Source organism: Bradyrhizobium campsiandrae, from assembly GCF_014529705.1.
GTDB lineage: Bacteria > Pseudomonadota > Alphaproteobacteria > Rhizobiales > Xanthobacteraceae > Bradyrhizobium > Bradyrhizobium campsiandrae.
The window spans coordinates 55,240-79,124 of record NZ_JAANIH010000027.1; the positions used below are offsets into that span (position 1 = coordinate 55,240).

Consider the following 23,885-nt stretch of genomic DNA (forward strand, 5'->3'; position numbering starts at 1 on the left):
CATGACCCAAGCCAGCTTCACCCAAGCGAGCTTTACTCAAGCCAGCTTCGATGCAAAGGCGGCGCGAGCGCGCTGCCAGCGCTACCGCCGGCGTATCCTCGACATCTCGCAGCGCGTCTCGGCGCTGCATATCGGCGGCGCGTTCTCCTGCACCGAGATCGTCGACGGCATCTACAATGAGCTGATGCGCAAGCCAGGACTGTCCTCGCCCGACACGTTCCTGATGTCGAAGGGCCACGGCTGCATGATCCAGTATGTCGTGCTGGAGGAACTCGGCGTGCTCTCGCGGGCCGATCTCGACGCCTATTGCACGCCGCACGGCCGCCTCGGCGTGCATCCGGATTATGGCAATCCCGGCATCGAGGCCTCGACCGGCTCGCTCGGCCACGGCCTGTCGATGGTGGTGGGCATGGCCCTCGCCGAGCGCGGCAGGCGCCGTGACGGCATGATCTACACCGTGCTCAGCGACGGCGAGACCCAGGAGGGATCAACCTGGGAGGCCGTGCTGATGGCGTCCTCGCTGAAGCTGACCAACATCGTCGCCTTCATCGACAACAACGATTTTCAGAGCCTCGGGCGCACCTCCGAGACCCATCCCTCGCTGTATCCGCTGGCCGCGAAGTTCGAGGCGTTCGGCTGGGAGACGGCTGAGATCAACGGCCACGATTCCGCGGCGATCTTCCACGCGGTGACGACACGCAAGGGCGACCGGCCGCTGATGGTGGTGGCGCGCACCACCAAAGGCAAGGGCGTCAGCTACATGGAAAACGCACCGATCTGGCACTATCGCGCGCCGAACAAGGACGAGTATGCCCAGGCGATCCGCGAGTTGGAGACACAGGCGTGAGAAACACTTTTTCCGAGACGCTGTACGCTGAGGCGACCGCCAATCCCGAGGTCTACATTGTCGTCGCCGACATCTCGCCGGCCGGCAGCATGGCAAAGTTCTCCAGCGAATATCCTGAACGTTTCATCAATGTCGGCGTCGCCGAGCAGACCATGATCGGCATCGCCGCCGGTCTCGCGCTGAAGGGCTGCCAGCCCTTCGCCTACACGATCGCGACCTTCAGCCTCTACCGTCCGTTCGAGATGATCCGCGACGATCTCTGCTACCAGAACCTGCCGGTCACCGTGGTCGGCATGGGCGCAGGCGTGATCTATTCGACCTTGGGCGGCACGCATCACACCCAGGAGGACATCGCGATTGCCTCGGCGCTGCCCAACATGCAGGTGCTCGCGCCCTGCGATCCCCTCGAATGCATCGAGGCCACGCGCTGGTGCGCGCGGCAGAAGAACGGGCCGGTGTATTTGCGCATCGGCAAGGCTGGCGAGCCCGTGCTGACCGCGGACGCGGAGCCCTGGCAATTCGGCAAGCTGCGCTATCTGCGACGCGGCAGCGACGTCTGCATCCTCACCTATGGCGTGATTACGGCGATGGCGGTGGAAATTGCCGACAAGCTTACGGCGCAGGGGCGCTCGGTTTCGCTGGTCTCGGCCCATACGCTCAAACCGCTCGATCGTGAGGGCATCAGTTCCGCCCTGCAACAGCACCGCCACGTCGTCGTCATCGAGGAACACGCGCCGCAGGGCGGCCTTGCCTCGCAGGTGAAGCAGATTGCCTGGGACGTCCGCGCCACCTGCCGGCTCGATACGTTCACCCTGCAGGATGCCTTCATCCACAATTACGGCTCGACCAATGATCTGCTCGCGGCGCACGGCCTGTCGCCCGAGCGGATCCTGGCCACGATCGGCTGAGGTCGAACGATGCGCGTGCTCGTGACCGGCGTCTCCGGCTTCTCGGGCTGCGCAGTGGCGCGACGGCTGGCGAGCGCCGGCCATGATGTCGTCGGCACTCATCGCCGCGACACGGATTTTCTATCATCCTTGCGAGACGTCAGGCGGCTGGAGCTGATCCGGACCGATCTGGCCGATGCGGGCCAGCTTGCCGGGCCGTTCGACGCCATCGTGCACACCGCGGCGACATCGCCCGCCCCGGGCGTCGACGTCGCAACGCTCGTGCGTGACAACATCGGTGCAAGTTTCGCGTTGATCGAGGCGGCCCGGCGCTGGCGCACCAGCCGCTTCGTCTTCTTCTCGTCGCTCTCCTATTATGGCCGCATCGCGCAGGACGTCGTCGACGAGGCCACGCCGGTACGTGATCCCGACGCCTATGGCGCAACGAAGCTCATCGTCGAGCAGCGGCTCGCCGAGCTCCCGGCCGAATTTTCCACGCTGGCATTGCGCCTGCCGGGAATCGTTGGCCCAGGCGCGCATCGGAATTGGCTTTCAGGCGTGGCGTCGCGGCTGCGGGCCGGCAAACCGATACGTGCATTTCATCTCGACCGGCCCTACAACAACGCAGCTCATATCGATGACATCGCCGCACTGATCCAAACCTTGCTGTCCCGCGAGCCCTCGGGTGGCTTTGGCGCGGCAGTTCTCGGCGCCGCCGGATCGCTGACGGTACGCGAAATCATCGACCGCCTTGCACTGGCGCTCGGCGTGTCCGCCAAGATCGAAGAGATCGCCCCGACCAACACATCATTCACGCTCTCGAGCGCGCACGCCATCGCGCGCTACGACTACCAGCCATCGGAGATCGGCGCGATGATTGATCGCTATGGCCGTGAGATCAAGGGCTAGGCGCGATCATCCTCGCGATAGCAGCCCTTGCACACTTCGGGGATGCGACCCTCGCGGTGCTCCTTGCGAAAGGTCTCGTAGGCCTCGCCGTGCCAGAGCGCGACGAGATCCTCGGCGTTGCCGAAGTCCACGACCTCGGGGTTGGCGATGGTGCAGCAGGGAACGGCGCGCATGTCGGAGGAGACGTAGAGCCGCTCGAACGGCCATGGGCAGAGCTTGTCGGTCTTGCGCCAGCTGTATTTGTCGGTGACGTTCCAGAACGCCACGCGCACGCCGAGCTCGCGGCCGCGTGCCATCAACCGCTCGCAAAGCTCTTCGGTAAAGGCGTTCTCCGCGACGATGTCGCGGAGCGCCTCGCCCCATTTGTCCTGGCCCCAATTGGTGAGGTCGAGCGAGAAGGCAAGGCTGGTGAAGCCGGCTTCGGCGGCAAGCTCGACGAATTCAGGCAGCTGGTGCCGGTTGGACTGCTGGACCACCACCCACATCTTGGTGCGGTCGACACCGCGCTCGCGGGAATAGGCGTTGATCAGCTTGCAATTGGCGATGACGCGCGAAAACACCGATCCACGCCGGATGCTCTCGAACGTCGCTTCGTCCGCGCCGTCGATCGAAATCTGCACCTCGTTCGGATCGGCGTCGATCAGCCGGCGGTAGTTCTCCCGCAGATGCAGCAGCGAGGCATTGGTGGTGGTGCGCACCCAGATCTCGCGCTCGCGCGCATGGCGGAGCATGGCGAGATAGGCATCGCCCTGCATCAGCGGCTCGCCCATGCCCTGGAGCTTGATCTCGATCAGGCCGTATTGCTGGTCGAGCAGTGCCTTGAAGCTCTCGAGCGGCATGTCGCTGGCCCGCTGGCCTTTGTGCCAGTCGCTGACCTGACACATGGTGCAGCGAAAATTGCAGCGGCTGACATTCTCGATATCGAGCTTGATCGGCAGGTAGTCGACGATCCTGCGATCAGTCCGCGCGCGCAGATATTTTTCGTAATTGGCGCGGCGGCGCGGATCGAAGGCAAGGGCGCGCTCACGCTGGGCTGCGTAGGCGGCCGAACCCATCGAAGGCTCCGGCGCCGGCAGGTTGCGCAGGAAAACGGTGCTGGCGGCAGCACCTTGTGTCGGGGCTGGTCGTTCGATCGTATCGACGTCGTGGGCCATTTGCGTCCGTCGCGGCGGGATCCCGGGATCCGGGGTGTCTGAGCAGAACGCAAAACTGATTCGGGTTAAAATCGACCATCATTCGCGCAACGTGGCAAGGCCCGGCCCGATCGCTCCGTAAAACTCCGGTGGATCGGCGCCGCCGCGTTCAGATCACATAGAACCCGTGGGTGCCGTCACGGCGGAGCTGGTCGACCAGGCCGTATTCCCAGTCGAGATAGGCCTGCATCGCGCGCTCGGCGACGTCGGTTCCCTCGTAGGGGCGGCGATAGCGATGCGCCGGATCCGGCTTGGGCAGGACCTGCGGCGGCCCGACCTCGAGCGTGCCGGCATAGCCGCCTTCGAACACATAGACCTCCCAGCCCATCTGCGCGAGCCACGAGGCCGTCATATCGGCGCGCACGCCCTTGTCGTCGGTCAACAGGATGCGCGCGCCGCGCACCGGTGCGGCCATATCGGTCTCCTGGACGAGCTGACCGCCCGGATAGTGACGGAAGCCCGGGAGATGACCGGCCGCATATTCCTCTGCGTCACGCACGTCGAAGCGATAGAGCGTGCGGCTGGTCTCAGCGGCCAGTGCCGACATCTCGATAGCACCGATATGACGGACGCCGGCGCGATAGGCAACATCGCGGGCATTGGCTGGGCCGCCTTCGAACGACCCGATCGCGCCGCGCTGATCGGCGCCATGGTTGAGCGAATGCCGCGCCAGCGTCCAGCCGATCGTGCCGTTGCGCAGCGCCCGCACCTTGTTGGGCACGCCGGCATTGATCAGCGACTGGGTGCCGATGATCGAGCGGGTGCGGCCGGCGCAATTGACGATGATAGTGGTGTCAGGATCGGGTGCGGCCTGCCCGGCCCGCAGCACGAGCTCGGCACCAGGCACGCTGACCGAGCCCGGAATGTTCATGGTCGCATATTCGTCGAAGCGGCGGACGTCGAGAATGGCGATCTTGGCTTTGTCGGCAATCAGCTTTGCCACTTCATCGGCACTCAACGACGGCGTGTGACGGCGCGCCTCGACCAGCTCGCCAAAGGCCTTGGAATACGAGTTGACGTCCTCGAACACCTCATAGCCCGCCGAGCGCCAAGCTTTCAGCCCGCCGTCGAGCGCGCGGACATTGGTGTAGCCCAGCGCGGCAAGGCGCTCGGCGCCATCAGCGACCAACCCCTCGCCATCATCATAGAGCACGATTGGCACGTCCTTGCGCGGCAGCCGCACCACGGCCTCGATCGCGATCCGGTCCACGGCCATATTGGCCGCGAACAAAGGGTGTCCGGTGGCGAAGGCTGCCTCAAACCTGAGATCGAGCAGCGCGATCTCCTCGCGCAGCAGCAGCGCGCGGCGGATATCGGTCGGAGTTACGCTGGGAATGGTCATAGGAAAGCTGCCTTGAAAGCCCGGTGGCGCCGATCGATCTGGACGCTTTTGGACCATTGCCGCAGCGTTGGCTAGCCGCTCCGGACGCAGACCGTCATTGCTTCGGCCCAACGGTCCCGGTTTGCCTCAGTCGTTCCGACCTCACCCAGCCGGATACGCTGTCCGTCGTTCTCGGATTCATGTACATCACCGACGACCAGCCATTGCCGGTTCGGGCGTAGGCGATCAACTCATCTCGGGGGATGACGAAGATCCCTTTCATCGGGCAGCCGGGCTCCGGCGCCGAATAGAATTGCAGCCGCCCCGCTCCGGTTACCACATTCGATGTTGGCGGCGAGAGCATCGGGGCCTCGTTCGACCCCATTTTCGGCTCCTTGCAGACCGCATCCGCACGGACGGGCGTCTCGAACGGGCCGAGAATCACAGCAACGCAGAATGTGCATGTCAGCAAGCGTCGGTTTGGCGACATCATCATCTCCCTGATGCATCCAGATTTTGTACCGGATCGCCAGGGTGAGGTTCGAAGCGACACGGCAACCGGTACCGTTGGGGATTCTCAATGCCGGTTGATCTTGCGGGCATTTACAGCTGCCCCTGGACGCGCGAAGAACCACAGCGCCGCGACCTGCAGCTCACCATCGGTGTTCGCCGAGTCCAACGACGTGAGTTTCAATACCAAGACCTGTAATGTTGCGGGCACCACAGGTACCGTGACGACGATATATTCCGCCAACCGGGCGAAGCTCGGCGCAAATTATAATGTCTGACGAACATTTCAGCCCTCCGCCATGCCGGGCCTCCCCCACGAATCCGCTCGCATGGCGGAGGATCTTTTTGAATGTCGCGCCTCAACCCGCAGCGGCCAATTGCTTCTCGATGATGCCGGCGACCCGCACCGGGGTTTCCAGCATGGAATAATGCCCGGCATCGTCGATGACCTCGAACGTCACCCGGGGATAGGCGAGCGCAAAGGCGTTCCGCAGCGGCTCGCCGCGATAAAACGGGATATCCAGCGCGCCGGTCACGACATGCATGGTCGCACCCAGCCCGTGCGTCTCGCCCGTGATGGCCGACGTCGTGAACATGGTGAGATAACCCCGCTTGGCCTCGACCGTCGAGGCTTCCCGCGCGATGGCGAGCTTGCGGCGCAACCATCCGGCGCCGTAACGGCTGGAGGTGCGGGCCGTGATCGCGCGCCCCGCCGCCTCGTCCGCGTCGATGACGGCATTGAGCGCCTTCAAGGCGGCTTCGTCGGCGCGGAAACCGGTGGGCGGCACCGGCGAGAACAGCGTCACGCCGCGGATGCGGTCGCCGGCCTGGAGCGCGATCTTTTGCGCGACGAGACCGGACATCGAGTGACCGATAAGATGAAAGCGCGTGATGGCGAGTTCGTCGGCGGTGCGCAGCACGTCGGCGGCCGCCTCGTCCAGCGAGTAGCTGCCGCTCATGCCACGCGACCAGCCATACCCGCGCAGATCCATGAACACGATCGTGGTGCGCGCCGGATCGAGATAAGGCAGCACCGGCTCCCAATTGACGTGATCGCCGAGCCATTCGTGCAACACCACGCAGACCGCGGGGCCATTGCCGAGTCGGCAGTGGCCGAGCCGGCCGGCGGTCGCCAATTGCGCTGACGGCCAGGGATATGGCGATGCGCTCACGCCGCTGCCGCCACTCTGCGCGAATGTCGGCGTGGTGGCGACGGCGGCGGTAGCGGTCAATCCAAAGCCCTTCAGAACGGTGCGGCGTTGCATATGTTTCCCCCCGCGCCCCGATTGGCGGCTGGCGCTGCCTGCCTGATAGCGCGCAGCCCCGCAGGGGAGAAATTGATTTCTGCAATGGCTTGATCGATAAATCTCATTCTGGCCGCCGAGACGGACGCGGCGGCACCGTTCGGAGCCTCACCATGCCGACGACCCTCGATATTGATACGCTTCGCGCGCTGGTCGCCATCGTGGCGTTGAAGAGCTTTTCGCGCGCGGCGGAGCAGCTGGGACGATCACAATCCGCGATCAGCCTTCAGATTGCCCGGCTCGAAGCCGTGGTCGGCCACCCCCTGCTGGAGCGCGCGCGGGGCCACGTGCTCGGGCCGACCTTGAAGGGCGCGGAATTGGTTGCACATGCGCGGGAGATGATCGCACTTAACGAGCGGGCGGTCGCAGCGATGCGGCAGCCGGCTTCGGAGCGGCGGATCAGGCTTGGTGTTCCCGCGGATTTCCTCGAGCGCGATTTCGCCTCGGCCTTCGGCGAGATCCGCTCACGCTTTCCCAAGGCACAGCTGTCGGTGCGCACCGACCTCTCGGCGCGGCTCGCTGAGGACCTCGATCACGGCCGGCTCGATCTCGCCTTCTACAAGCGCGCGCCTTCGAACGCAGACGACGCCGCGATCGCTTTCGAACCGATGGCCTGGTTCGGCAAGGCGCCGGCGTCGCGCCGCGACGGCAATGCCGTTCCGTTGGTGGCCTTTGCGGAAGGCTGCGCCTATCGCGGCGAAGCATTGCGCAGCCTGCGTCTCGTCGGGCGGGAATGGACCATCGCCTGCGAAGCGCGCAGCCTCTCTGCGCTGGTCGGCGCCGTCGAGGCCGGCCTCGGCTATGCCGCCCTGCCAGTCCGGCTGGGCGAGCGCAAATCTCTGCGCCACGCGGCCGATCTAGTGGACTTGCCGCAGCTCAATGCCGTCGAGCTCACCCTCGGCATCGCCCGGGGCTGCAACCTGCCGTTCGCTCGTGCGATCGGCGGCATCATCGCCGAGCGCTGCGCGCTGGCGTGACGGCCGCAGCTTGCGGCGCGACAGGTAAAGGAGCACACCCGTGATCGCGAATAGCGGCATCAATGCTGCAGCGATCATGAATGCAAGCTTGCCGGGCCAGCCCAGCACCGCACCGCGGTGGATGTCGAGCACGCCTGCAATGGCTTTCTCGCCGAGCGTCTTGTCGGCATAACGCTCCGCGGAGACCAGTTGACCCGTGACGGCGTCGATGCGGAACTCATCGCGCATACTTTCGAGCGTGGAATCCTTCCGCCACGACCGGATCCGCATCACCGTGCCGGCACCCGCCGGCAGCGTCAACTGCGCTCTGACGAAGTCGCCGCTCTCCTCGCGCTGGAGGGTCGACCAGGCGCGGTCGAAGCCGACATTCTGCGCCGCTCCGGGAAGCTCGGCTGGGTGATGCTGCTTCGGCAGCATCTTCGCCGCCACGACATGCGGACGCGACAGCAGCCAGATGACGCCGTCCTTGTACCAATCGAACGAGTACCAGAGCCCGGTCAGCGTCATCACCAGATAGATCGGCAGCACCCAGGTGCCGACAACCGCGTGCAGCGAACGATGCAAGCCACGGCCACGAAGCCCGAAATTTGGCTTCAGCCACATCTTCATGCTACCGGCGCGACGCGGCCAGCGCAGCACGAGGCCCGAGACCAGCATCACGATGAGGCCGAGCGCCGCAATGCCGGTGATCTGGCGCCCCCAGCCTCTGCCATCGCCGGGGATCAGCAGCCAGCGATGCAGCCGGCGCACGGTTGCAAAGAAATCCTCGCCGCGCGGAACGCCAAGCACATGGCCATCATAGGGATCGACATAGACCGAGGACGGCCGCACGCCCTGCCCGTCACGCACGAAGCGAATGTGCACGGCGAACGACGGATCTTTTGACAGCGTGATGGCCGCGACGTTGCCGGAATCAGGCACGGTTTTCAGCCGCGACACCAGTTCGTCCGGCAGCAGCGCCGGAACCGCTCGCGGCGCGACCTGCTTGATGCCGGCGTTCAGGTGATCGACGATTTCGTCCTCGAAGCTCATGATCGCGCCGGTCAGCGCGATCAGCGAGAGCAGCAGCGCGAACGCGAGGCCGATGATGGAATGGACCTGGAGCAGAGCGGCCTTGATTGTGGGCCCGCGTTTATGCATCGGCGGGGCTTTCTCGCCCAGTCGTATCGCCATGGCTAGAACTTCACCGTTGCCGACAGCGAGATGCGTCGGCCGTCGCCCATCGCGACGTTCAGGGCGCTCCCGGTGGTGGAGGTGTAGTAGACCTTGTCGAACAGGTTCTTGACGTTGAATTGATAGGACACCGGCACCTTGTCGATTTTGGTGTCGTAGGTCGCGAAGACGTCGGCAACGGTGTAGGCCGGCAGGAAGAACGTATTGGCGGAGTCGCCCGGCCGGTCACCGACATAGTGCGCGCCGCCGCCAAGCCGCAGGCGTCCCGGCAGCCGGTCGCCAAAATCATAGACGAGATAGAGCGACGCCGTGTTCATCGCAGCGTTCAGTAGCTTTGCGTTGCCGACGACAGGATCGTTGATCAGGCGCGCGTCGGTATAGCCGTAGCTGCCGATCATGCTCCAATCGTCCGTCAACCTGCCGGTGACGTCCAGTTCGACACCTCGCGACCGCGCCGCGCCGGAAGCGCGCCCAGTCGACCTCCCGTTGCCGAGATCGTCCAGCACCAGCACGTTCTTCTTCTGGATATCGTAGACGGCCAAGGTGCCCGATAGCCGCTTGTTGACGTCGAACTTCAGGCCGGTCTCCCACTGAGTTCCCTCTTCGGGCGCGATCGTGGAATCGACGACAAAGCCGCTGGTGAACGCCGCGATGGTCGAGGTCGGCTTCAGCGACTGCGTATAGCTCACGTAATAGGAAAGTTCGTCGCTCAGCTTGACGATGACGCCGCCGAGCGGCAGCACCTTGTCGCCGGCCAGATTGGTGTTGGTGACGAACAGAGGCCGGCCTTTTCCCGCGAGCTGCTCGTATTGCATCCAGCGCACGCCGCCGACCACGGACAGCCAGTTGGTCAGATGGAACGTGTCCTGGGCGAAGAAGCCGCGGGTGCCGAGCTTGTCGGTCTGCTCGCTATCGACAGCCGAGACGGTCGTGCCCGGCGTGACCAGCCCGTAGACCGGGTCATAGAAATTGAAGCTCGCCGTCGCCTGACGGATCAGGTCGCGGCGATCGATGGTGCGGTACAGCGCCTCGCCACCGAACAGGATCTCGTTGCGGAAGCCGCCGACCCAGACGTCGCCTTGCATGTAGGACGTGCCGTAGCTGGCGTTGCTCAGCGAGTTCTGGGTGCCGTCATTGCTGCGGGTCTCGACGCCGGTCTTGGCGTTGACGCCGGTGATGCGGAGCTGGTTGGCGCTGTAGGTCTCGGTGTTGTAGCTGTAGGCCGCCGTGACCTTCCAGCTGTCATTGAGCCGCTGCTCGACCGAGCCCTGCACCAGGTCGGACGTGCCCCACATGTTGTTGAAGGGCTCGTCGAGCCGGCGCGTCTTCGGGATTGCCAGCGGGGCTCCGTTGACGAAGGCCGTGCCGCGGTCGAATGGATAGATGAATTCGCGGTGCTCGTAGGTGAGCTGCACCGTCGTGGTCTCGCCGTACCAGGCGAGCGACGGGTTCACCAGCATTTCGCGGTGGCGGCCGAAATTGCGCCAGTAATCCTCGCTGACACCGTAGCCGATGAAACGATAGGCGAGACCGCCGTCGCCGATCGGACCGGTGACGTCGAGGGTGCCGTCGGCTCCGTTGCGGTTGTTCGCGTAGGTCGATCCAAGCAGCGTGACCGAGCCGTGCTGGTAGAGCTCTGGACGCTTGCTGATCGTGTTGACGATTCCGCCGGGATCCATGATGCCGTAGAGCAACGAGGCAGGTCCCTTCAGCACCTCGACACTGTCGACGGCCGCGTTCAGGCTGCGTCCCTGCACCAGCGGCATGCCGTTGCGCATGATCGAGCCGTCGCGGTTGTCGCCAAAGCCGCGGCGAATCACCGCGTCCTGGGTGCCTGCGAGCGTGTTGGTCTGGGTGATGCCGCTGATGTTGACCAGCGCGTCGTCGATGTTGCGCGGCAGCTGGTCCTTGAGGACCTGCGCGGGCACGACATTGACGGATTGCGAGGTGTCGAGCGGCGACGCGCCCGAGCGCAGCGTGGTCGCGCTCGGCATCGCACGATAGCCGAGCTTGGCGCCCTGTTGTGCGGCGGCCTCCGCTGCGGCGCGCTCGGACGGTGTCGGCGCCGATGGCGGAGCTGCGGTTGCGTTACGCCGCGCAGCCTGCGCGCGGCTTTGAGGCTGCTCCGATGCGCGCGCCTGCTTTGGCCGCTGCGTCGGCGCATCCACATTCACCGGCGGCAGTGCCGTTTGCGCCTGCGCGTGAGTGGTGCTGGAGGCGTATTCGGCGAGCAGCACGGCTGCTCCGATGAGAAGACCTGCGCGGCTCTTGCCGGCGCGAATTCGATGACCGCTGACGCGCTGGCCACCCACAGAGGCACGCACTTTCGATTCACTTCCAAGTCACAGCATTGATGCTGCGGCATCTAGCAGCCGCGACGAACGAAGAGAACACGGCGACAGCTTGAATCGCTCTAGTGTTGAATCGTTCTAAGACCAGCGCGATCGCACGATCATGCGCGCCCGACGGTGCGGTGCCTACGTCAGCAAGCACCTGAGGGGGCGCGGTTGGAAGATGAATAAAATGAGCACACACGCCCATCGTCGATGCTGACCACTCAGCCGATGATACCGCGATATCTTGCGCTCACATCTTTTTGTTCAGTTAAACTGTACAGTTTTTCTTTACAGGTTACCTTTATATATGTCATTCATTCCATCATGATCAATTCGTCGGACCAACGCCCGTCCGCGCGCGCTGGCGCGCTCGCGGAAGACCTCCGTTCGCTGGTCGGAAAACTGAAACGTCGACTTCGCGAGCAGGCCGGCCCAGATGATTTGACGCCGTCCCAGGTGTCGATCCTGCTGCGCCTGGAGAAGGATGGGCCTGCCACGGTGTCGAGCCTGGCGCGATCGGAGAAGATGCGCCCGCAATCGATGAGCGCCGCGGTCGCCGCCCTTCTGGCCGCAGGACTGGTCAGTGGCGCGCCCGATCCGGGGGACGGCCGCCAGACCATCCTGTCGCTGACCAAAGCATGCCGCGAATGGATCCGTGTCGGTCGCGCCGCTCGGCAGGACTGGCTCTCCCGCACCATTTCGGCGCGACTGTCGGCGCGGGAACAGGATGAACTCGCCGCCGCAGTTGAATTGCTGAAGCGGCTTGTCGACGACTAACGCGCAGCCGAACTTACGTCGACTGGAAGGAAACCATCATGGCCCTCACATCGCTCGATCCGATCACCGCGCTCGTCATCGTCGACCTGCAACGCGGCATCGTCGGTCTCCCATCTGTCCATCCCATCGAAGATGTCGTCGCGCGCGCCGGCACGCTAGCGGCAGCGTTTCGGCGGCATCGCCTGCCGGTCGTGCTGGTCAATGTCGCCGGCGGCGCGCCGGGCCGCACCGAACGGCCGCGCCTTGGAGGTCCCTTCCCCGACGGCTGGACCGATCTCATTCCGGAACTCGATCCACAGCCAAGCGATATCACCGTGACCAAGCGGACCTGGGGTGCATTCGCCAGCACCGACCTCGAGAGCCAACTGCGCCAACGTGGCGTTACGCAGGTCGTCATCGCCGGCGTCGCTACCGGCACCGGTGTCGAATCCACCGCGCGCCAGGCCTATGAGGCGGGCTTCAATGTCACCCTTGTTACCGACGCCATGACGGATCCGCGCACCGAGGCTCACGACTACAGCATCGCAAACGTCTTTCCGCGGCTCGGCGAGAGCGGCTCGACGCAAGCGATCATTGAATTGCTGGCAACACGGAGCGCGCAGGCATGAACTGGCTTGATTTGGTTTCCTATTTCTTTGGCGGTGCTTTTCTGGCGAACGCCGTTCCTCATCTCGTCAGTGGCCTGCGTGGCGAGCCGTTCCAAAGCCCGTTCGCGCGGCCGCGCGGAGAGGGATTGTCCTCGTCGACGGTCAACGTGCTCTGGGGCTTCTTCAACCTCATCGTCGGGTATGTCCTTGTCTGTCGCGTCGGAGAGTTTGCATTGCTGGAGACACGCGATGTCACCGCGCTCGGTCTCGGCGCGCTGCTCCTCAGCCTGTTTTGCGCGCGACACTTCGGCCGGTTTCACGGCGGCAACACGCCATGAGGTTCGTGAGCGTGGCGGCCGCGGGCACATTTCGCTCCCTGCGGAACTACAATTACCGGGTCTGGGCCGCAGGCGCGCTGGTGTCCAACACCGGAACCTGGATGCAGCGCGCCGCGCAGGACTGGCTCGTTCTCACCGAGCTCACACGGCACAATGCATCGGCCGTTGGCGTGGTGATGGCGCTGCAGTTTGGACCGCAGCTCCTTCTGATGCCGTGGACGGGTTTTGCGGCAGACCATTTCAACCAGCGACGACTGCTGGTCGCGACCCAGGCGACGATGGGCGCGTTGGCGCTGGTTCTCGGCCTCCTCACCGTCAGCGGCCTCGTGCAGCTCTGGCACGTCTATGTGTTTGCGTTTCTGTTCGGTTGCGCTGCAGCCTTTGACGCTCCCGTGCGACAGACATTCGTGGCCGAACTCGTCGGCGACGGCGAGCTCTCCAACGCGATCGGGCTGAACTCGACGTCCTTCAACGCCGCGCGGATGATCGGGCCAGCGGTGGCAGGAATCGTCATCGCCTCGATCGGCACCGGCTGGGCCTTCCTGCTCAACGCCGCATCCTTCGTTGCGGTGCTCTGTTCGCTCGCCTTGCTGCGCACCTCGGAGCTTCGCCCAAATGCTCGGGCGCACCGGACCAAAGGCGGCATGACCGAGGGATTTCGCTACGTCTGGTCGCGTGGCGATCTGAGGGCGATCATGATCATGCTGTTCCTGATCGGCACGTTCGGGCTGAACTTTCCGATCTTCATCTCGACCATGGCGGTCAGCGTCTTCCACACCGACGCCCGCGGCTTTGGTCTTTTGTCATCGACAATGGCGGTCGGAACGATTTCGGGCGCGTTGCTGGCCGCAGGGCGCGCGCAGCCGAAATTCATCTCGCTGCTGCTGGGGGCCGCAACGTTTGGCGCCGGATGCACGTTGGCAGCGCTGGCACCGAGCTACTGGCTGTTTGCCGGCACTCTTGTGCTGATCGGCGTCGCGGCACTGACGGTCACCAATACCTCGAATGCCATGATGCAGCTCTCCACCGAGCCGCGAATGCGGGGGCGCGTGATGGCACTGCGTCTCGGCGTCGCGCTTGGTGGCACGCCGATCGGCGCACCGATCGTCGGGTGGGTTGCGGACAATCTGGGTCCACGCTGGGCGCTCGGCGTGGGCGCGGCTGCCGGCTTTGCCGCCGCGCTCATCGCGATACGGGCCATGCCGGCGCGTAGCGCGGACAGCCGCAACGACGAAGCGAGCGCCTAGGCGATCACTGGGCTCGTCAACTCGTCCAGCTTCGCCTTGAGCGCGGCGCCATCCGACAACGCGCGCAGCGGCGGCCGCACGCGCAACCACGCGGCGTCACCGATCTGCGCGGCGAGAATGGCCTTCAGCGTCGGAAGGAAGGATGGTGATTTCACCACGATGTCGACCGCGGCCTGCAGTCGCGCTTCGACATCCTTGCCGTCGATCATCGCCTTGACCAGCTCCGGCGCGATATTCGCCATGCCGCAAATCGTGCCGGCGCCGCCGCCGGCAATGGCGCGGGCGATGTCCGTTTCATTGCCGACGGTGATGGCAAGCTCGGGTGCGGCGGCGCGGAACGCCTGGAACTGCTTGAAGTCACCGCTCGAATCTTTCAGTCCGGCAACCACCTTGCCGTAGCGCTTGCGCAGGCTTGCGGCGACGGTGGTCGGAATCGCGACGCCCGATATCTGCGGGATATGATAGAGATACGCGCGCAGACGATCGTCGGAGACGGCGTCGATGATCGCCGCAAACGCGTCTTCGATACCGGCAGGCGTGACGCTGCGGTCGAAATAGGGCGGCAGATACAGCACGTGACGGAGGCCAAGGCCGAGCGCGGCGCGAGTCAGCGCGGTGCTGTCGCTGATGGCAGGAAAGCCGCCGCCGATGCCGATGCGCTCCGCCGGCACACCGGCCTTGAGCAGCGCTTCGACGGTTGCGACGCGCTCGGTGACGTTGAAAGAGGTCCCCTCGCCGGTGGTGCCGAACAGGACGACACCGTCCACGCTCTTGCCGAACAGGTTCTTGATGTGGGCGGCAAGCTTGGCAGCATCCACGTTGCCGTCCATCGCCAGCGGGGTTGCCGACGCCACCCAAAACCCGCGAATTGCCTCCATCATAGCACCACCCTCTGTTGCGCCCGAATAAGCCACTGATCCATAAAGATCTTTTGGCGGCCGGGGGCTGTTTTTGCTTTACTTTTCCAGCTTGTACCTTACATACTAGATCGATGCAATTCCCGGCCTGAGAGGATCAACCTCGGCGCCCGGCCAGATCTGCAAGAGGTCTCACATGGACATGGTGACGCCGGTCGGACATCCCGACCCATTGCTCGCCGGCTTGCGCGCCAAGCTCGGCGGCGCGGCCGTTCTGACCGGCGGCGACGTGCCCGCGCGCAATGGCAACGACTGGAGCGCGAGCCTGCCGCAGACGCCGCTGGCGGTGATCCGCCCGCTCGACGCGCAGGGCGTCGCCGAGGCGATCGCGACCTGCCGTCAGGCGCGTCTGCCCTTCGTGCCGCAGGGCGGACTGACCGGCCTCTGTCGCGGCGCCGCGCCGGAAGCCGGCTGGGTCGCGATCTCGCTCGAGCGCATGACCGGCATCGAGGAAATCGACCCTGCCTCGATGACGATGACGGTGAAAGCAGGCACGCCGCTGGAGACGATCCAGAAGGCCGCCGACGAGGCCGGCTTCTTCTTTCCGCTCGACCTCGGCTCGCGCGGCTCCTGCGCCATCGGCGGCAATCTCTCCACCAATGCCGGCGGCAACCGCGTCATCCGCTACGGCATGACGCGCGAGCTGGTGCTCGGCCTCGAAGTGGTGCTGCCCGACGGCACCATCATCACCAGCCTCAACAAGCTGATGAAGAACAATGCCGGCTACGACCTGAAGCACCTCTTCATTGGCTCGGAAGGCACGCTCGGCATCATCACCCGCGTGGTGCTGAAACTGTTCCCGAAGCCGCGCTCGACCATGGCCGCGCTGTGCGCGCTGCAGGACTATGACGCGGTGGTCGCGTTGCTCGGCGCCGCACGCAGCGGGCTCGGTCCGCTGCTGTCGGCCTTCGAGGTGATGTGGCCGGATTATTGGGACGTGATCACCACGCGCGCCGGCGTCAAGCCGCCGGTCGCCGCCGGCCGGGGTCTCTACGTGCTGGTCGAGGCGCAGGGCACCGACGAGAGCGTCGATGCGCCGCGCTTCCAGGCCTGGCTGGAAGAGCTGATGGAGCGCGGGCTATTGGTCGATGCCGCCGTCGCGCAATCGCTGGCGCAGACGCAGGCCTTCTGGCGCGTGCGCGACATCTGCGCCGAGTTCGGCCACGTGCTGGGACCGCACATTTCCTACGACATCGGCCTTGCCGTGGCGCGGATGGATGCGTTCGCCACCCGCTGCAAGGCGGCGCTCGCGGACGGTATCAAGGGCTGCGAGAGCGTCTATTACGGCCATATCGGCGACGGCAATCTGCACCTCGTCTCCTGGGTGACAGGCCTTCCCGTCGAGCAGCAGCCGAAGGAAGCAATGGACGAGATCATCTACGGTCTCGTGCGCGAGCTGGGCGGCAGCGTCTCGGCCGAGCACGGCATCGGCACGCTGAAGAAGAAATGGCTTGGCCACGCCCGCAGCGAGCCCGAGATCGCCTTGATGCGGACGCTGAAGGCCGCGCTCGATCCCGATCATCTGCTCAACCCCGGCAAGGTGATCTGAGAGACACCACATGCGATCGCTCAAGCTCGATGCGCCGAAATCGCTGTCGCAGCGGGTGATGCTGCGGTTGCGGCAGGCGATCATCGACGGCGAGTTCGCGCTCGGCGCCGCCATCTCCGAGGAGATGGTCGCCAATTCATTCGGCGTCAGCCGCACCCCGGTGCGCGAGGCGATGGGCCAGCTGCAGGCGCAGGGGCTCGTGGTGATCAGGCCGCAGGTCGGCAGCTTCGTGTTCACTCCAAGCGACGAGGACATTACCGCGCTGTGCACCTTCCGCATCGCGCTCGAGCCCAAGGCCGCCGAGCTTGCCTTTCGCCACGACCGCAAGCGCGCGATCGCGACGATGAGCGCGGCGGTCGCGGCAATGGAGCCGGCGGTCGCGGCACGTGACAACATCGCCTACGGCCGCGCCGACGCAACCTTTCACGAAGGCATGTTCGCACATTGCGGCAATCGCTATCTCGCCGAATCCTACCAGCTCGTCTCGGGCCGGGTCGCGGCGCTTCGCACCAATCTCACCTCCCCGATCGACGTGCGGACCCGGTCGTCGTTCGACGAGCATCGCAAGCTGCTCGATCTGTTCGCGCGCGGCGAGTTCGCCGCGTTCGAGGTGCTGATGACGACGCACATCATGAATTCGGGCGTGGTCTACGCCAAAGCCCTGAAGGTCGAAGCGCCGGCGGTGAAGTGAGCGGTTCTATTCCCCGCCCCTTGGTCCCGGCCTGTCCAGAAAATCCAGCGCGGTGTTGATCTGTTCGAGCTGATGCTCGATTTTGTCGCGGTCCTCGACCGACTGCGCCTTCTCGAGCTGTTCGACGAGCTTCTGCTTCCGCAACAGCAAATTCTCTATGACCGTACTCACGAGTCCCCCTCGCCCGAGGCAAATTTCGATGCAATCTGGATCCTGGACACGGGCGCGCGCGAGCTGGCGCTGGTTCCTCAAGTGAGAATGTTCAAAAGGGCGGATGGTTCCTGCGAATGAACATGTCCATGGGTGGCACGACGTGCCAATCAACCGCGGGAGTGGCCTCAAGGCATAGCCGACGCTTCGGATGATGGTCATAGGCGCCGCGATTCCGCCAAAGTCCATCTTGTCGCGAGCCGCTCAAGGACGCGAGCACCTCCGGCGGTCGTGCCGATCACCTGGCGCCAGAGACCCGCTCGCAGAACATCAATGGCCATTGATGAAGCAACGAACATGGAGCATGGCAGCAGGCGCCACATCCCGCTAAAGCGACAAGAGTCGATCTCACAGCGAAGCCCGGCGGATTGTTGACCATGAAGACCTCCTTTCCTGCGACGGCTGTCGCGTTCGTCGCCATGGTCATCGCCGGCCACCCGGCCTTTTCAGCGGACCGATCGATCACGGCAAAGCCACCTGCCGAGACGACGAACTGGACGGGCTTTTACGCAGGCGTGAGCGTTGGCGGCGCATCGGCCAGGGAGAACAGCACGCTGGCGCTGGTTCAGAACAACGGCAGCGCAACGGCTTCCAATCAGATCTTGACCGCCGCGGGCTCGCCGGGCTTCTCCCCGTCGTCCGCTATCGCGGGCGGACAGCTCGGCTTCAATTATCGGTTTGCGCCGCAATTCGTCGCCGGAGTCGAGACCGATTGGTCCTATCTGGGCATGAACGCAGCGCGCCAGACGACCTCGATTGCGCGGGCACCGGATCCCTCGGCCGATTTCCGCGAAGACGTGAGCTTGCGATCGATAGCAACGCTCCGTGCACGCCTCGGCGTGTTGGTGACGCCGCAGCTTCTGCTGTTCGCAACCGGCGGCCTCGCGCTCGCGGACATCGGCTACAGCCAGCGCATTCACTTCGCCCAGGTGCCGGATACGTCCTTCAATCGCGCCAGCCTCTCGGGATGGCGCAGCGCGCCGGTCGTCGGACTAGGTGGCGAATATGCCCTCGGCGCGCATTGGTCGCTGAAAGCCGAATATCTCTATGCCGGCATCAAGACGCAGCGGCTTAGCAGCACCAACAGCTTTGATTCCTCCTATCAGCTCCAGCACGGGCTGGATGCAAAGCTCTCGATCGGCCGCGTCGGCATCAACCATCGGTTCTGACCGCGACATGCTCCATCGGCGCGCATCGTCAACGCCGATCGATCCCGCACACGTTTACAGTTGCAGCCTTGCGCGCGCATACCTGAGCAACCGGTGCCGCCGACGCGGCAACGTCCAACCATCAGGAAAATTTCGAGGCCGTCATGCGTCACTTGCTCGTCATCATCGCCGCGCTGCCTGCTTCGGCAGCCGACCTGATCGCCCGCAAGGCGCCCGCCCTGGAGATTCAGGCCTTCAATTGGACCGGCTTCTACGCCGGCGCTCATCTTGGCAGCGGCTGGGTCAGCGAGAGGCAAACCTATCTCGGCACAAACGGCGTCGGCCTCGACGCGGTGGGCACAAATTACAGTACCACCCGCTCGAGTGCGCTCGGCGGTCTCAACGCTGGCTACAACTACCAGATCGGCCGCTTCGTGATCGGCGCATCGGGTGACTTCTCCTGGACCCGCGCCAGCGGTTCGGCCGTCACGGCCTCGAACGATCTCCCGGGCTTCGTGATCACCACCAATGGCCGGACCGACTGGTATGCAACACTTGCGGCGCGCGCCGGTATCGCCTTCAACGACGTGCTGCTCTACGGCAAGGGCGGCGTTGCGTGGTCGCGGCAGGTCTATGACGGCCGGGGCCGACGGCTTCGCCCCGGTGACCTACGCCGCCTTCCCCGACATCCGGACCGGCTATCTGGTCGGCGCCGGCGCCGAATGGGCCATCTCAAGGAACGTCGCAGTCTTCGCTGAATACAATTATCTGAATTTCGGCACCAGGACCTACAACGTCACGGACACGACCGGGACCGTGAACACGACCTATTCCGCCAGGACGTCGGCCAATCTGGCCAAGCTCGGCATCAACTATCATTTCTGATGATCGAGTTTGGTCGGCCCCGCCATGGTGGATCGGATGTGTCCCCCCGACACTCGTCCGAACCAGATGGCGGGGCCACTTTCTCCCCGGCTCACGGCGCTGGTTCCTGCGACTGACGCACGGCTCCGATGGAATCTATCGTCGCAGGCTCGCCCAGACGCCGCCGAGAATCAGCAACCCGCCGAACAGATGGATCAGCTTCGGCGGCTCGCCGAGGATTGCGAACGACAGTAGGGCACTCGCGATCGGCCCGAGATAAAGGACCAGCGAGGTCCGGACCGAACCGAACCTGGCTCCGAGCCAGGCAAAGCCGGCATAGGCCAGCAGACCGGGGCACGATCCCGGCGAAGACATAGGCGAGAAGCGCCTTCGTGCTGAAGACCTGCGCCGGCAGGGTCCACATCTCCAGAAGCGCCTGCGGCAGCGAGAACAGCGCGCCTGCACCGGCAAACAGGCTCATGCGCGCCAGCAGCGATGCGCCCGGGGCGGCGCGCGATTGCAACAGGGTGTAGCTCGACCATCCCAGCATCGCGATCACGACGAGACCGTCGCCCGAGGCGGTCTCCAGCTCGACCAGGGTCGCCGGATGGCCGCCGGAAATGATGAGCAGCGCGCCTGACAGCGCAAGCGCCGTGCCGAGCCATTGCAGCGGACCGATCCGCTCGATGCCGAGCACCGCTGAGATCAGCAGCACCATGATCGGCGACAGCGCCATGATCAGCGCGATGTGGATCGCCGTCGTCGAGACGCCCGCAGCGTAGACCGGGCCGCCGCAAAGGAACATGCCCATGAAGCCGGCGGCGAGGATCGACCTGATGTTCCTGCCGAGCGGCACGCGTCCGGCGCGGATCTCGCCGAGCGCGATCGGCGCGAGCCCGACGGCGACGATGCTCCAGCGAAAGAAGGCGAGCGCGAAGGGCGGGACCGAGCCCGCGAGCCCGCGCGCCAGGATCTGGTTCGAGGCCTGCGCGGCCGCGACCAGGACGAACCCGATCAGGGCAGCCGCGCCCAGCCAGGCGCCCGCCGATGGCGTCGCGCCGGCATTGTCACCGCCGTCAGAAGTCTCCCTCCCCATGGAGCGATCGCATATCCGATACCGGCTGCGGTGAGAACCCCGACGACGGATCACTGGTGTGCATGCGGCGCCATTCCGGGAGGGGAAGCGATGCCCGCGAGCAGCACCGGCACGACATGGGCGCGGGTGATCGAGACCGAGAACACCGCCAGCAATGCGCCGAGCATGCAGAGCCGCATCCGCACCGTCCTGCGATCGGTGATCGGCAGAAACAGGAAAAACAACATCGCCAGGATCAGCAGCGCGTCGATCAGGAACATGGATCTCTCTCCCTTGAAACTGCGGGGAGAATGACCGGGGGCCGCCGCCCGGTATGTGGGGGGCGTCACAGTGCCAAACCCGGCCGTCCGCCTGCGCCGTGCTGCCGGATTATGCGCCACCGGGGAACCCTGATCGGCGGCGAAGGCGTCAGGGGCCGGTTGAATTCGTGGGCCCGGAGTCCTATGCCTGTGCCCCATGGACACCCAGATCATCACCGCCGCGAAGCCCCTGATGGCGAGCGCGCGCCCGCGCAAGCCTGCGCCCTTCCTGCCCATGAGCCGCGCCGAGATGGACGCGCTCGGCTGGGATGAATGCGACATCGTGCTGGTGACGGGCGATGCCTATGTCGACCATCCGAGCTTCGGCATGGCCATCATCGGCCGCCTGCTGGAGGCGCAGGGTTTTCGCGTCGGCATCATCGCCCAGCCGGACTGGCACTCGGCCGAGCCGTTCAAGGCGCTGGGCAAGCCAAGAGTGTTCTTCGGCGTCACCGGCGGCAACATGGATTCCATGGTGAACCGCTACACCGCGGACCGTCGCATCCGCAGCGACGATGCCTATACGGCCGGCGGCGAGGGCGGCAAGCGGCCGGACCGCTGCACCATCGTCTATGCCCAGCGCTGCCGCGAGGCGTTCAAGGATGTGCCTGTTGTGCTCGGCGGCATCGAAGCTTCGCTGCGCCGGATCGCGCATTACGACTACTGGTCGGACAAGGTGCGCCGCTCGGTGCTGGCCGACGCCAAGGCCGATCTCCTGCTCTACGGCAATGCCGAGCGCGCCGTGGTCGAGGTGGCGCAGCGGCTCGCCGCCGGCGAAGCGCCGCGCGAGCTCGACGACATCAGGGGCGTCGCGCTGTTCCGCCGCGTCCCCGAAGGCTACAGCGAGCTGCACGCCGACGATCTCGATTCCGCCGACGAAGGCGCCACGCGCCAGAAGGGTGCAACCGTGATCCGCCTGCCGGCGCTGGAGCAGGTCGAGCAGGACAAGGAAGCCTACGCCCGCGCCTCGCGCGTGCTGCACCGGGAGAGCAATCCCGGCAACGCGCGGCCCCTGGTGCAGCGTCACGGCGACCGCGATCTCTGGCTCAACCCGCCGCCGATCCCGCTGACCTCGGAGGAGATGGACGCGGTCTACGACCTTCCTTACGCGCGCGCGCCGCATCCCTCCTATGGCGAGGCCAAGATCCCCGCCTGGGACATGATCAAGTTCTCGGTGACGATCATGCGCGGCTGCTTCGGCGGCTGCACCTTCTGCTCGATCACCGAGCACGAGGGCCGCATCATCCAGAACCGCTCGGAAGGATCGATCCTGCGCGAGATCGAAATGATCCGCGACAAGACGCCCGGCTTCACCGGCGTGATCTCCGACATCGGCGGCCCCACCGCCAACATGTACCGGATGGCGTGCAAGGACCCGAAGGTCGAGGCTGCGTGCCGCAGGCCATCCTGCGTCTTCCCCGAGATCTGCCCGAACCTCAACACCTCGCATGACGATCTCATCCGCCTCTATCGCAAGGTGCGCGAGACCAAAGGCATCAAGAAGGTGATGGTCGCTTCGGGCGTGCGCTACGACCTTGCGGTCGAGAGTCCCGAATACATCAAGGAGCTCGTCACCCATCACGTCGGCGGCTACCTCAAGATCGCCCCTGAGCACACCGAGCGCGGTCCGCTCGACAAGATGATGAAGCCGGGCATCGGCGCCTACAACAAGTTCAAGCGGATGTTCGACGATGCCGCCGAAAAGGCCGGCAAGAAATATTACCTGATCCCCTATTTCATCGCGGCGCATCCGGGCACGACCGACGAGGACATGATGAACCTCGCGCTGTGGCTGAAGAAGAACCGCTATCGCGCGGATCAAGTGCAGACCTTCCTGCCCTCGCCGATGGCGACGGCGACCGCGATGTATCACACCGGCGTCAATCCGCTGCGCGGCGTGCGCCACGGCGGCAGCGACAAGGTCGAGGCGATCAAGGGCCTGCGCCAGCGCCGCCTGCACAAGGCGTTCCTGCGCTACCACGATCCTGACAACTGGCCGGTGCTGCGGGAGGCCCTGATCGAGATGGGCCGCCGCGACCTGATCGGCTCGCAGCCCCATCACCTGGTCCCGGCACACCAGCCGCCCGGCACCGGCAAGGCCGCCGGCACCAGGCGCCCGGTTCGCCCAGGCGCCAAGGCGCAGAAGTTCACGACCAAGGGCGTGCGGCTGATGAAGTAGCGGCGCTCCCGCCCGCTACAGCGCGAGCACGACCGCGCCCGACACCGCATCCGTGACGCCGCGTCCATTGCCCTGGTCCTCCAGCGTGGACCTGAAGCTGTCGAGCGTCTTGATCATCGCCGGCCGCGCCGCGACCATCGCGTCCTGACTGGCCCAGGCGCCGATCAGGCAGAAGCTCTGCTCGCCGGTCTTGATGATGACGCCGTGCTCGAGGCCCGGCCATTTCGCCTTGCCGTCCCGGTGCGCATCGAGGAAGGCGGCTTCCTCGCCCGCCTTCACCTTGAACTTCACCACATTGTAAACCTGCATGGTGCGTCTCCTGAAAATGGACTGATGAAAAAGGCGAGCGTCGACCAGGTCGGGCTCGGCCGATAGTTTTGCACCCTTGAGGCAAAAAGTCGAAAACAACCCCATGCACAGTAGACGGTAAGAGCAAAATCAAGCGCCTGAAGCGCTGGCGAGGCCGAGCCGCGCCGTCCTCGCCGGAGCGGGTCGTTCGCACCCGATATTTCTGAAAAACCGCAAT

General features: G+C 65.0%; 25 protein-coding genes. 14 read left to right on the plus strand and 11 right to left on the minus strand.

Features of this window, described 5'->3' with window-relative positions:
• Nucleotide 1 precedes the first annotated feature (1 nt).
• Genes G8O24_RS20850 through G8O24_RS20860 form a run of 3 tightly spaced genes read left to right on the plus strand, consistent with a single transcriptional unit; the run spans nucleotide 2 to nucleotide 2,643 of the window.
• On the plus strand, nucleotides 2–847 hold the full coding sequence (locus G8O24_RS20850) for a transketolase (protein WP_188102557.1): 846 nt from the start codon (nucleotides 2–4) through the stop codon (nucleotides 845–847).
• Entirely contained in the window at nucleotides 844–1,755 is a 912-nt protein-coding gene (locus tag G8O24_RS20855; protein WP_188102558.1) for a transketolase family protein, read from the plus strand. The genes G8O24_RS20850 and G8O24_RS20855 overlap by 4 nt, the downstream gene beginning before the upstream one ends.
• Nucleotides 1,756–1,764: 9 nt before the next feature.
• On the plus strand, nucleotides 1,765–2,643 hold the full coding sequence (locus tag G8O24_RS20860; protein WP_188102560.1) for an NAD-dependent epimerase/dehydratase family protein: 879 nt from the start codon (nucleotides 1,765–1,767) through the stop codon (nucleotides 2,641–2,643).
• Here G8O24_RS20860 and G8O24_RS20865 read toward each other — a convergent pair.
• The 4 genes from G8O24_RS20865 to G8O24_RS20880 all read right to left on the minus strand — a co-directional run bounded on the left by G8O24_RS20865 (nucleotide 2,640) and on the right by G8O24_RS20880 (nucleotide 6,932).
• Nucleotides 2,640–3,797 carry a radical SAM protein gene (locus tag G8O24_RS20865; RefSeq protein WP_188102562.1) on the minus strand — a complete coding sequence of 386 codons (1,158 nt, stop codon included), beginning with the start codon at nucleotides 3,795–3,797 and terminating at the stop codon, nucleotides 2,640–2,642. The genes G8O24_RS20860 and G8O24_RS20865 overlap by 4 nt on opposite strands.
• Nucleotides 3,798–3,945: 148 nt before the next feature.
• Nucleotides 3,946–5,178 (minus strand): rhodanese-like domain-containing protein, encoded by a 1,233-nt coding sequence (locus G8O24_RS20870; RefSeq protein WP_188102564.1) that lies wholly within the window; start codon nucleotides 5,176–5,178, stop codon nucleotides 3,946–3,948.
• A gap of 556 nt (nucleotides 5,179–5,734) precedes the next feature.
• Entirely contained in the window at nucleotides 5,735–5,911 is a 177-nt protein-coding gene (locus G8O24_RS20875; protein ID WP_188102565.1) for a hypothetical protein, read from the minus strand.
• A gap of 115 nt (nucleotides 5,912–6,026) precedes the next feature.
• Entirely contained in the window at nucleotides 6,027–6,932 is a 906-nt protein-coding gene (locus G8O24_RS20880) for an alpha/beta fold hydrolase (RefSeq protein WP_188102567.1), read from the minus strand.
• Nucleotides 6,933–7,084: 152 nt separating this feature from the next.
• On the opposite strand from G8O24_RS20880, the gene G8O24_RS20885 reads away from it, so the two are divergent.
• Complete coding sequence (locus G8O24_RS20885; RefSeq protein WP_188102569.1) at nucleotides 7,085–7,948, plus strand: LysR family transcriptional regulator; 864 nt, start codon at nucleotides 7,085–7,087, stop codon at nucleotides 7,946–7,948.
• Here the strand turns inward: G8O24_RS20885 and G8O24_RS20890 are convergent.
• A complete protein-coding gene (locus tag G8O24_RS20890; RefSeq protein WP_188102571.1) occupies nucleotides 7,829–9,088 on the minus strand; it encodes a PepSY-associated TM helix domain-containing protein in 1,260 nt (419 codons plus the stop codon). The two genes, G8O24_RS20885 and G8O24_RS20890, sit on opposite strands and share 120 nt — an antisense overlap.
• Before the next feature lie 35 nt (nucleotides 9,089–9,123).
• Complete coding sequence (locus G8O24_RS20895; protein WP_188102573.1) at nucleotides 9,124–11,445, minus strand: TonB-dependent siderophore receptor; 2,322 nt, start codon at nucleotides 11,443–11,445, stop codon at nucleotides 9,124–9,126.
• A gap of 336 nt (nucleotides 11,446–11,781) precedes the next feature.
• Here G8O24_RS20895 and G8O24_RS20900 point away from each other — a divergent pair, with 336 nt between their 5' ends.
• Genes G8O24_RS20900 through G8O24_RS20915 form a run of 4 tightly spaced genes read left to right on the plus strand, consistent with a single transcriptional unit; the run spans nucleotide 11,782 to nucleotide 14,406 of the window.
• Nucleotides 11,782–12,234 carry a MarR family winged helix-turn-helix transcriptional regulator gene (locus G8O24_RS20900; protein ID WP_188102648.1) on the plus strand — a complete coding sequence of 151 codons (453 nt, stop codon included), beginning with the start codon at nucleotides 11,782–11,784 and terminating at the stop codon, nucleotides 12,232–12,234.
• Nucleotides 12,235–12,272: 38 nt separating this feature from the next.
• Nucleotides 12,273–12,842 carry an isochorismatase family protein gene (locus G8O24_RS20905; protein ID WP_188102575.1) on the plus strand — a complete coding sequence of 190 codons (570 nt, stop codon included), beginning with the start codon at nucleotides 12,273–12,275 and terminating at the stop codon, nucleotides 12,840–12,842.
• The gene (locus tag G8O24_RS20910) at nucleotides 12,839–13,159 is read left to right on the plus strand and encodes a hypothetical protein (RefSeq protein ID WP_188102577.1); all 321 of its coding nucleotides are present in this window, start codon (nucleotides 12,839–12,841) and stop codon (nucleotides 13,157–13,159) included. Before G8O24_RS20905 ends, G8O24_RS20910 begins: the two co-directional genes overlap by 4 nt.
• Complete coding sequence (locus G8O24_RS20915) at nucleotides 13,156–14,406, plus strand: MFS transporter (protein ID WP_188102579.1); 1,251 nt, start codon at nucleotides 13,156–13,158, stop codon at nucleotides 14,404–14,406. Before G8O24_RS20910 ends, G8O24_RS20915 begins: the two co-directional genes overlap by 4 nt.
• Here the strand turns inward: G8O24_RS20915 and G8O24_RS20920 are convergent.
• On the minus strand, nucleotides 14,403–15,287 hold the full coding sequence (locus G8O24_RS20920) for a dihydrodipicolinate synthase family protein (protein ID WP_188102580.1): 885 nt from the start codon (nucleotides 15,285–15,287) through the stop codon (nucleotides 14,403–14,405). The genes G8O24_RS20915 and G8O24_RS20920 overlap by 4 nt on opposite strands.
• Nucleotides 15,288–15,459: 172 nt before the next feature.
• Between G8O24_RS20920 and G8O24_RS20925 the strand changes: the two genes are divergently transcribed.
• Both G8O24_RS20925 and G8O24_RS20930 read left to right on the plus strand, forming a co-directional pair.
• On the plus strand, nucleotides 15,460–16,872 hold the full coding sequence (locus G8O24_RS20925) for an FAD-binding oxidoreductase (protein WP_188102583.1): 1,413 nt from the start codon (nucleotides 15,460–15,462) through the stop codon (nucleotides 16,870–16,872).
• Nucleotides 16,873–16,882: 10 nt separating this feature from the next.
• Nucleotides 16,883–17,563, plus strand: a complete 681-nt coding sequence (locus G8O24_RS20930) for a GntR family transcriptional regulator (protein WP_188102585.1) — start codon at nucleotides 16,883–16,885, stop codon at nucleotides 17,561–17,563.
• Between the two features lie 6 nt (nucleotides 17,564–17,569).
• On the opposite strand, the gene G8O24_RS20935 is transcribed toward G8O24_RS20930, so the two are convergent.
• On the minus strand, nucleotides 17,570–17,734 hold the full coding sequence (locus G8O24_RS20935; RefSeq protein ID WP_188102587.1) for a hypothetical protein: 165 nt from the start codon (nucleotides 17,732–17,734) through the stop codon (nucleotides 17,570–17,572).
• A 416-nt stretch (nucleotides 17,735–18,150) separates the two neighbouring features.
• Between G8O24_RS20935 and G8O24_RS20940 the strand changes: the two genes are divergently transcribed.
• From G8O24_RS20940 to G8O24_RS45620, 3 genes are all read left to right on the plus strand, one after another.
• A complete protein-coding gene (locus tag G8O24_RS20940; RefSeq protein ID WP_188102589.1) occupies nucleotides 18,151–18,942 on the plus strand; it encodes an outer membrane protein in 792 nt (263 codons plus the stop codon).
• 152 nt (nucleotides 18,943–19,094) lie between these two features.
• The gene (locus G8O24_RS20945; RefSeq protein WP_188102591.1) at nucleotides 19,095–19,679 is read left to right on the plus strand and encodes an outer membrane protein; all 585 of its coding nucleotides are present in this window, start codon (nucleotides 19,095–19,097) and stop codon (nucleotides 19,677–19,679) included.
• Complete coding sequence (locus G8O24_RS45620; protein ID WP_188102593.1) at nucleotides 19,585–19,806, plus strand: outer membrane protein; 222 nt, start codon at nucleotides 19,585–19,587, stop codon at nucleotides 19,804–19,806. The genes G8O24_RS20945 and G8O24_RS45620 overlap by 95 nt, the downstream gene beginning before the upstream one ends.
• A gap of 91 nt (nucleotides 19,807–19,897) precedes the next feature.
• Here G8O24_RS45620 and G8O24_RS46365 read toward each other — a convergent pair whose 3' ends face one another.
• Together G8O24_RS46365 and G8O24_RS20960 are read right to left on the minus strand one after the other, a co-directional pair.
• Nucleotides 19,898–20,881, minus strand: a complete 984-nt coding sequence (locus G8O24_RS46365) for a DMT family transporter (RefSeq protein ID WP_438503269.1) — start codon at nucleotides 20,879–20,881, stop codon at nucleotides 19,898–19,900.
• A 50-nt stretch (nucleotides 20,882–20,931) separates the two neighbouring features.
• Nucleotides 20,932–21,141, minus strand: a complete 210-nt coding sequence (locus G8O24_RS20960) for a hypothetical protein (protein WP_244645922.1) — start codon at nucleotides 21,139–21,141, stop codon at nucleotides 20,932–20,934.
• Between the two features lie 196 nt (nucleotides 21,142–21,337).
• Between G8O24_RS20960 and G8O24_RS20965 the strand changes: the two genes are divergently transcribed.
• A complete protein-coding gene (locus G8O24_RS20965) occupies nucleotides 21,338–23,359 on the plus strand; it encodes a YgiQ family radical SAM protein (protein ID WP_188102595.1) in 2,022 nt (673 codons plus the stop codon).
• 15 nt (nucleotides 23,360–23,374) lie between these two features.
• Here the strand turns inward: G8O24_RS20965 and G8O24_RS20970 are convergent, their stop codons facing one another.
• Entirely contained in the window at nucleotides 23,375–23,668 is a 294-nt protein-coding gene (locus G8O24_RS20970; RefSeq protein ID WP_188102597.1) for a DUF718 domain-containing protein, read from the minus strand.
• Between the last annotated feature and the right edge of the window lie 217 nt (nucleotides 23,669–23,885).

Coding starts and splice junctions, on each gene's coding strand:
- G8O24_RS20850 (WP_188102557.1), top strand. CDS start 2: ATGACCCAAGCCAGCTTCACCCAAGCGAGCTTTACTCAAGCCAGCTTC.
- G8O24_RS20860 (WP_188102560.1), top strand. CDS start 1,765: ATGCGCGTGCTCGTGACCGGCGTCTCCGGCTTCTCGGGCTGCGCAGTG.
- G8O24_RS20865 (WP_188102562.1), bottom strand. CDS start 3,797: ATGGCCCACGACGTCGATACGATCGAACGACCAGCCCCGACACAAGGT.
- G8O24_RS20870 (WP_188102564.1), bottom strand. CDS start 5,178: ATGACCATTCCCAGCGTAACTCCGACCGATATCCGCCGCGCGCTGCTG.
- G8O24_RS20880 (WP_188102567.1), bottom strand. CDS start 6,932: ATGCAACGCCGCACCGTTCTGAAGGGCTTTGGATTGACCGCTACCGCC.
- G8O24_RS20885 (WP_188102569.1), top strand. CDS start 7,085: ATGCCGACGACCCTCGATATTGATACGCTTCGCGCGCTGGTCGCCATC.
- G8O24_RS20890 (WP_188102571.1), bottom strand. CDS start 9,088: ATGCATAAACGCGGGCCCACAATCAAGGCCGCTCTGCTCCAGGTCCAT.
- G8O24_RS20900 (WP_188102648.1), top strand. CDS start 11,782: ATGATCAATTCGTCGGACCAACGCCCGTCCGCGCGCGCTGGCGCGCTC.
- G8O24_RS20905 (WP_188102575.1), top strand. CDS start 12,273: ATGGCCCTCACATCGCTCGATCCGATCACCGCGCTCGTCATCGTCGAC.
- G8O24_RS20910 (WP_188102577.1), top strand. CDS start 12,839: ATGAACTGGCTTGATTTGGTTTCCTATTTCTTTGGCGGTGCTTTTCTG.
- G8O24_RS20915 (WP_188102579.1), top strand. CDS start 13,156: ATGAGGTTCGTGAGCGTGGCGGCCGCGGGCACATTTCGCTCCCTGCGG.
- G8O24_RS20920 (WP_188102580.1), bottom strand. CDS start 15,287: ATGATGGAGGCAATTCGCGGGTTTTGGGTGGCGTCGGCAACCCCGCTG.
- G8O24_RS20925 (WP_188102583.1), top strand. CDS start 15,460: ATGGACATGGTGACGCCGGTCGGACATCCCGACCCATTGCTCGCCGGC.
- G8O24_RS20930 (WP_188102585.1), top strand. CDS start 16,883: ATGCGATCGCTCAAGCTCGATGCGCCGAAATCGCTGTCGCAGCGGGTG.
- G8O24_RS20940 (WP_188102589.1), top strand. CDS start 18,151: ATGAAGACCTCCTTTCCTGCGACGGCTGTCGCGTTCGTCGCCATGGTC.
- G8O24_RS46365 (WP_438503269.1), bottom strand. CDS start 20,881: ATGGGGAGGGAGACTTCTGACGGCGGTGACAATGCCGGCGCGACGCCA.
- G8O24_RS20960 (WP_244645922.1), bottom strand. CDS start 21,141: ATGTTCCTGATCGACGCGCTGCTGATCCTGGCGATGTTGTTTTTCCTG.
- G8O24_RS20965 (WP_188102595.1), top strand. CDS start 21,338: ATGGACACCCAGATCATCACCGCCGCGAAGCCCCTGATGGCGAGCGCG.
- G8O24_RS20970 (WP_188102597.1), bottom strand. CDS start 23,668: ATGCAGGTTTACAATGTGGTGAAGTTCAAGGTGAAGGCGGGCGAGGAA.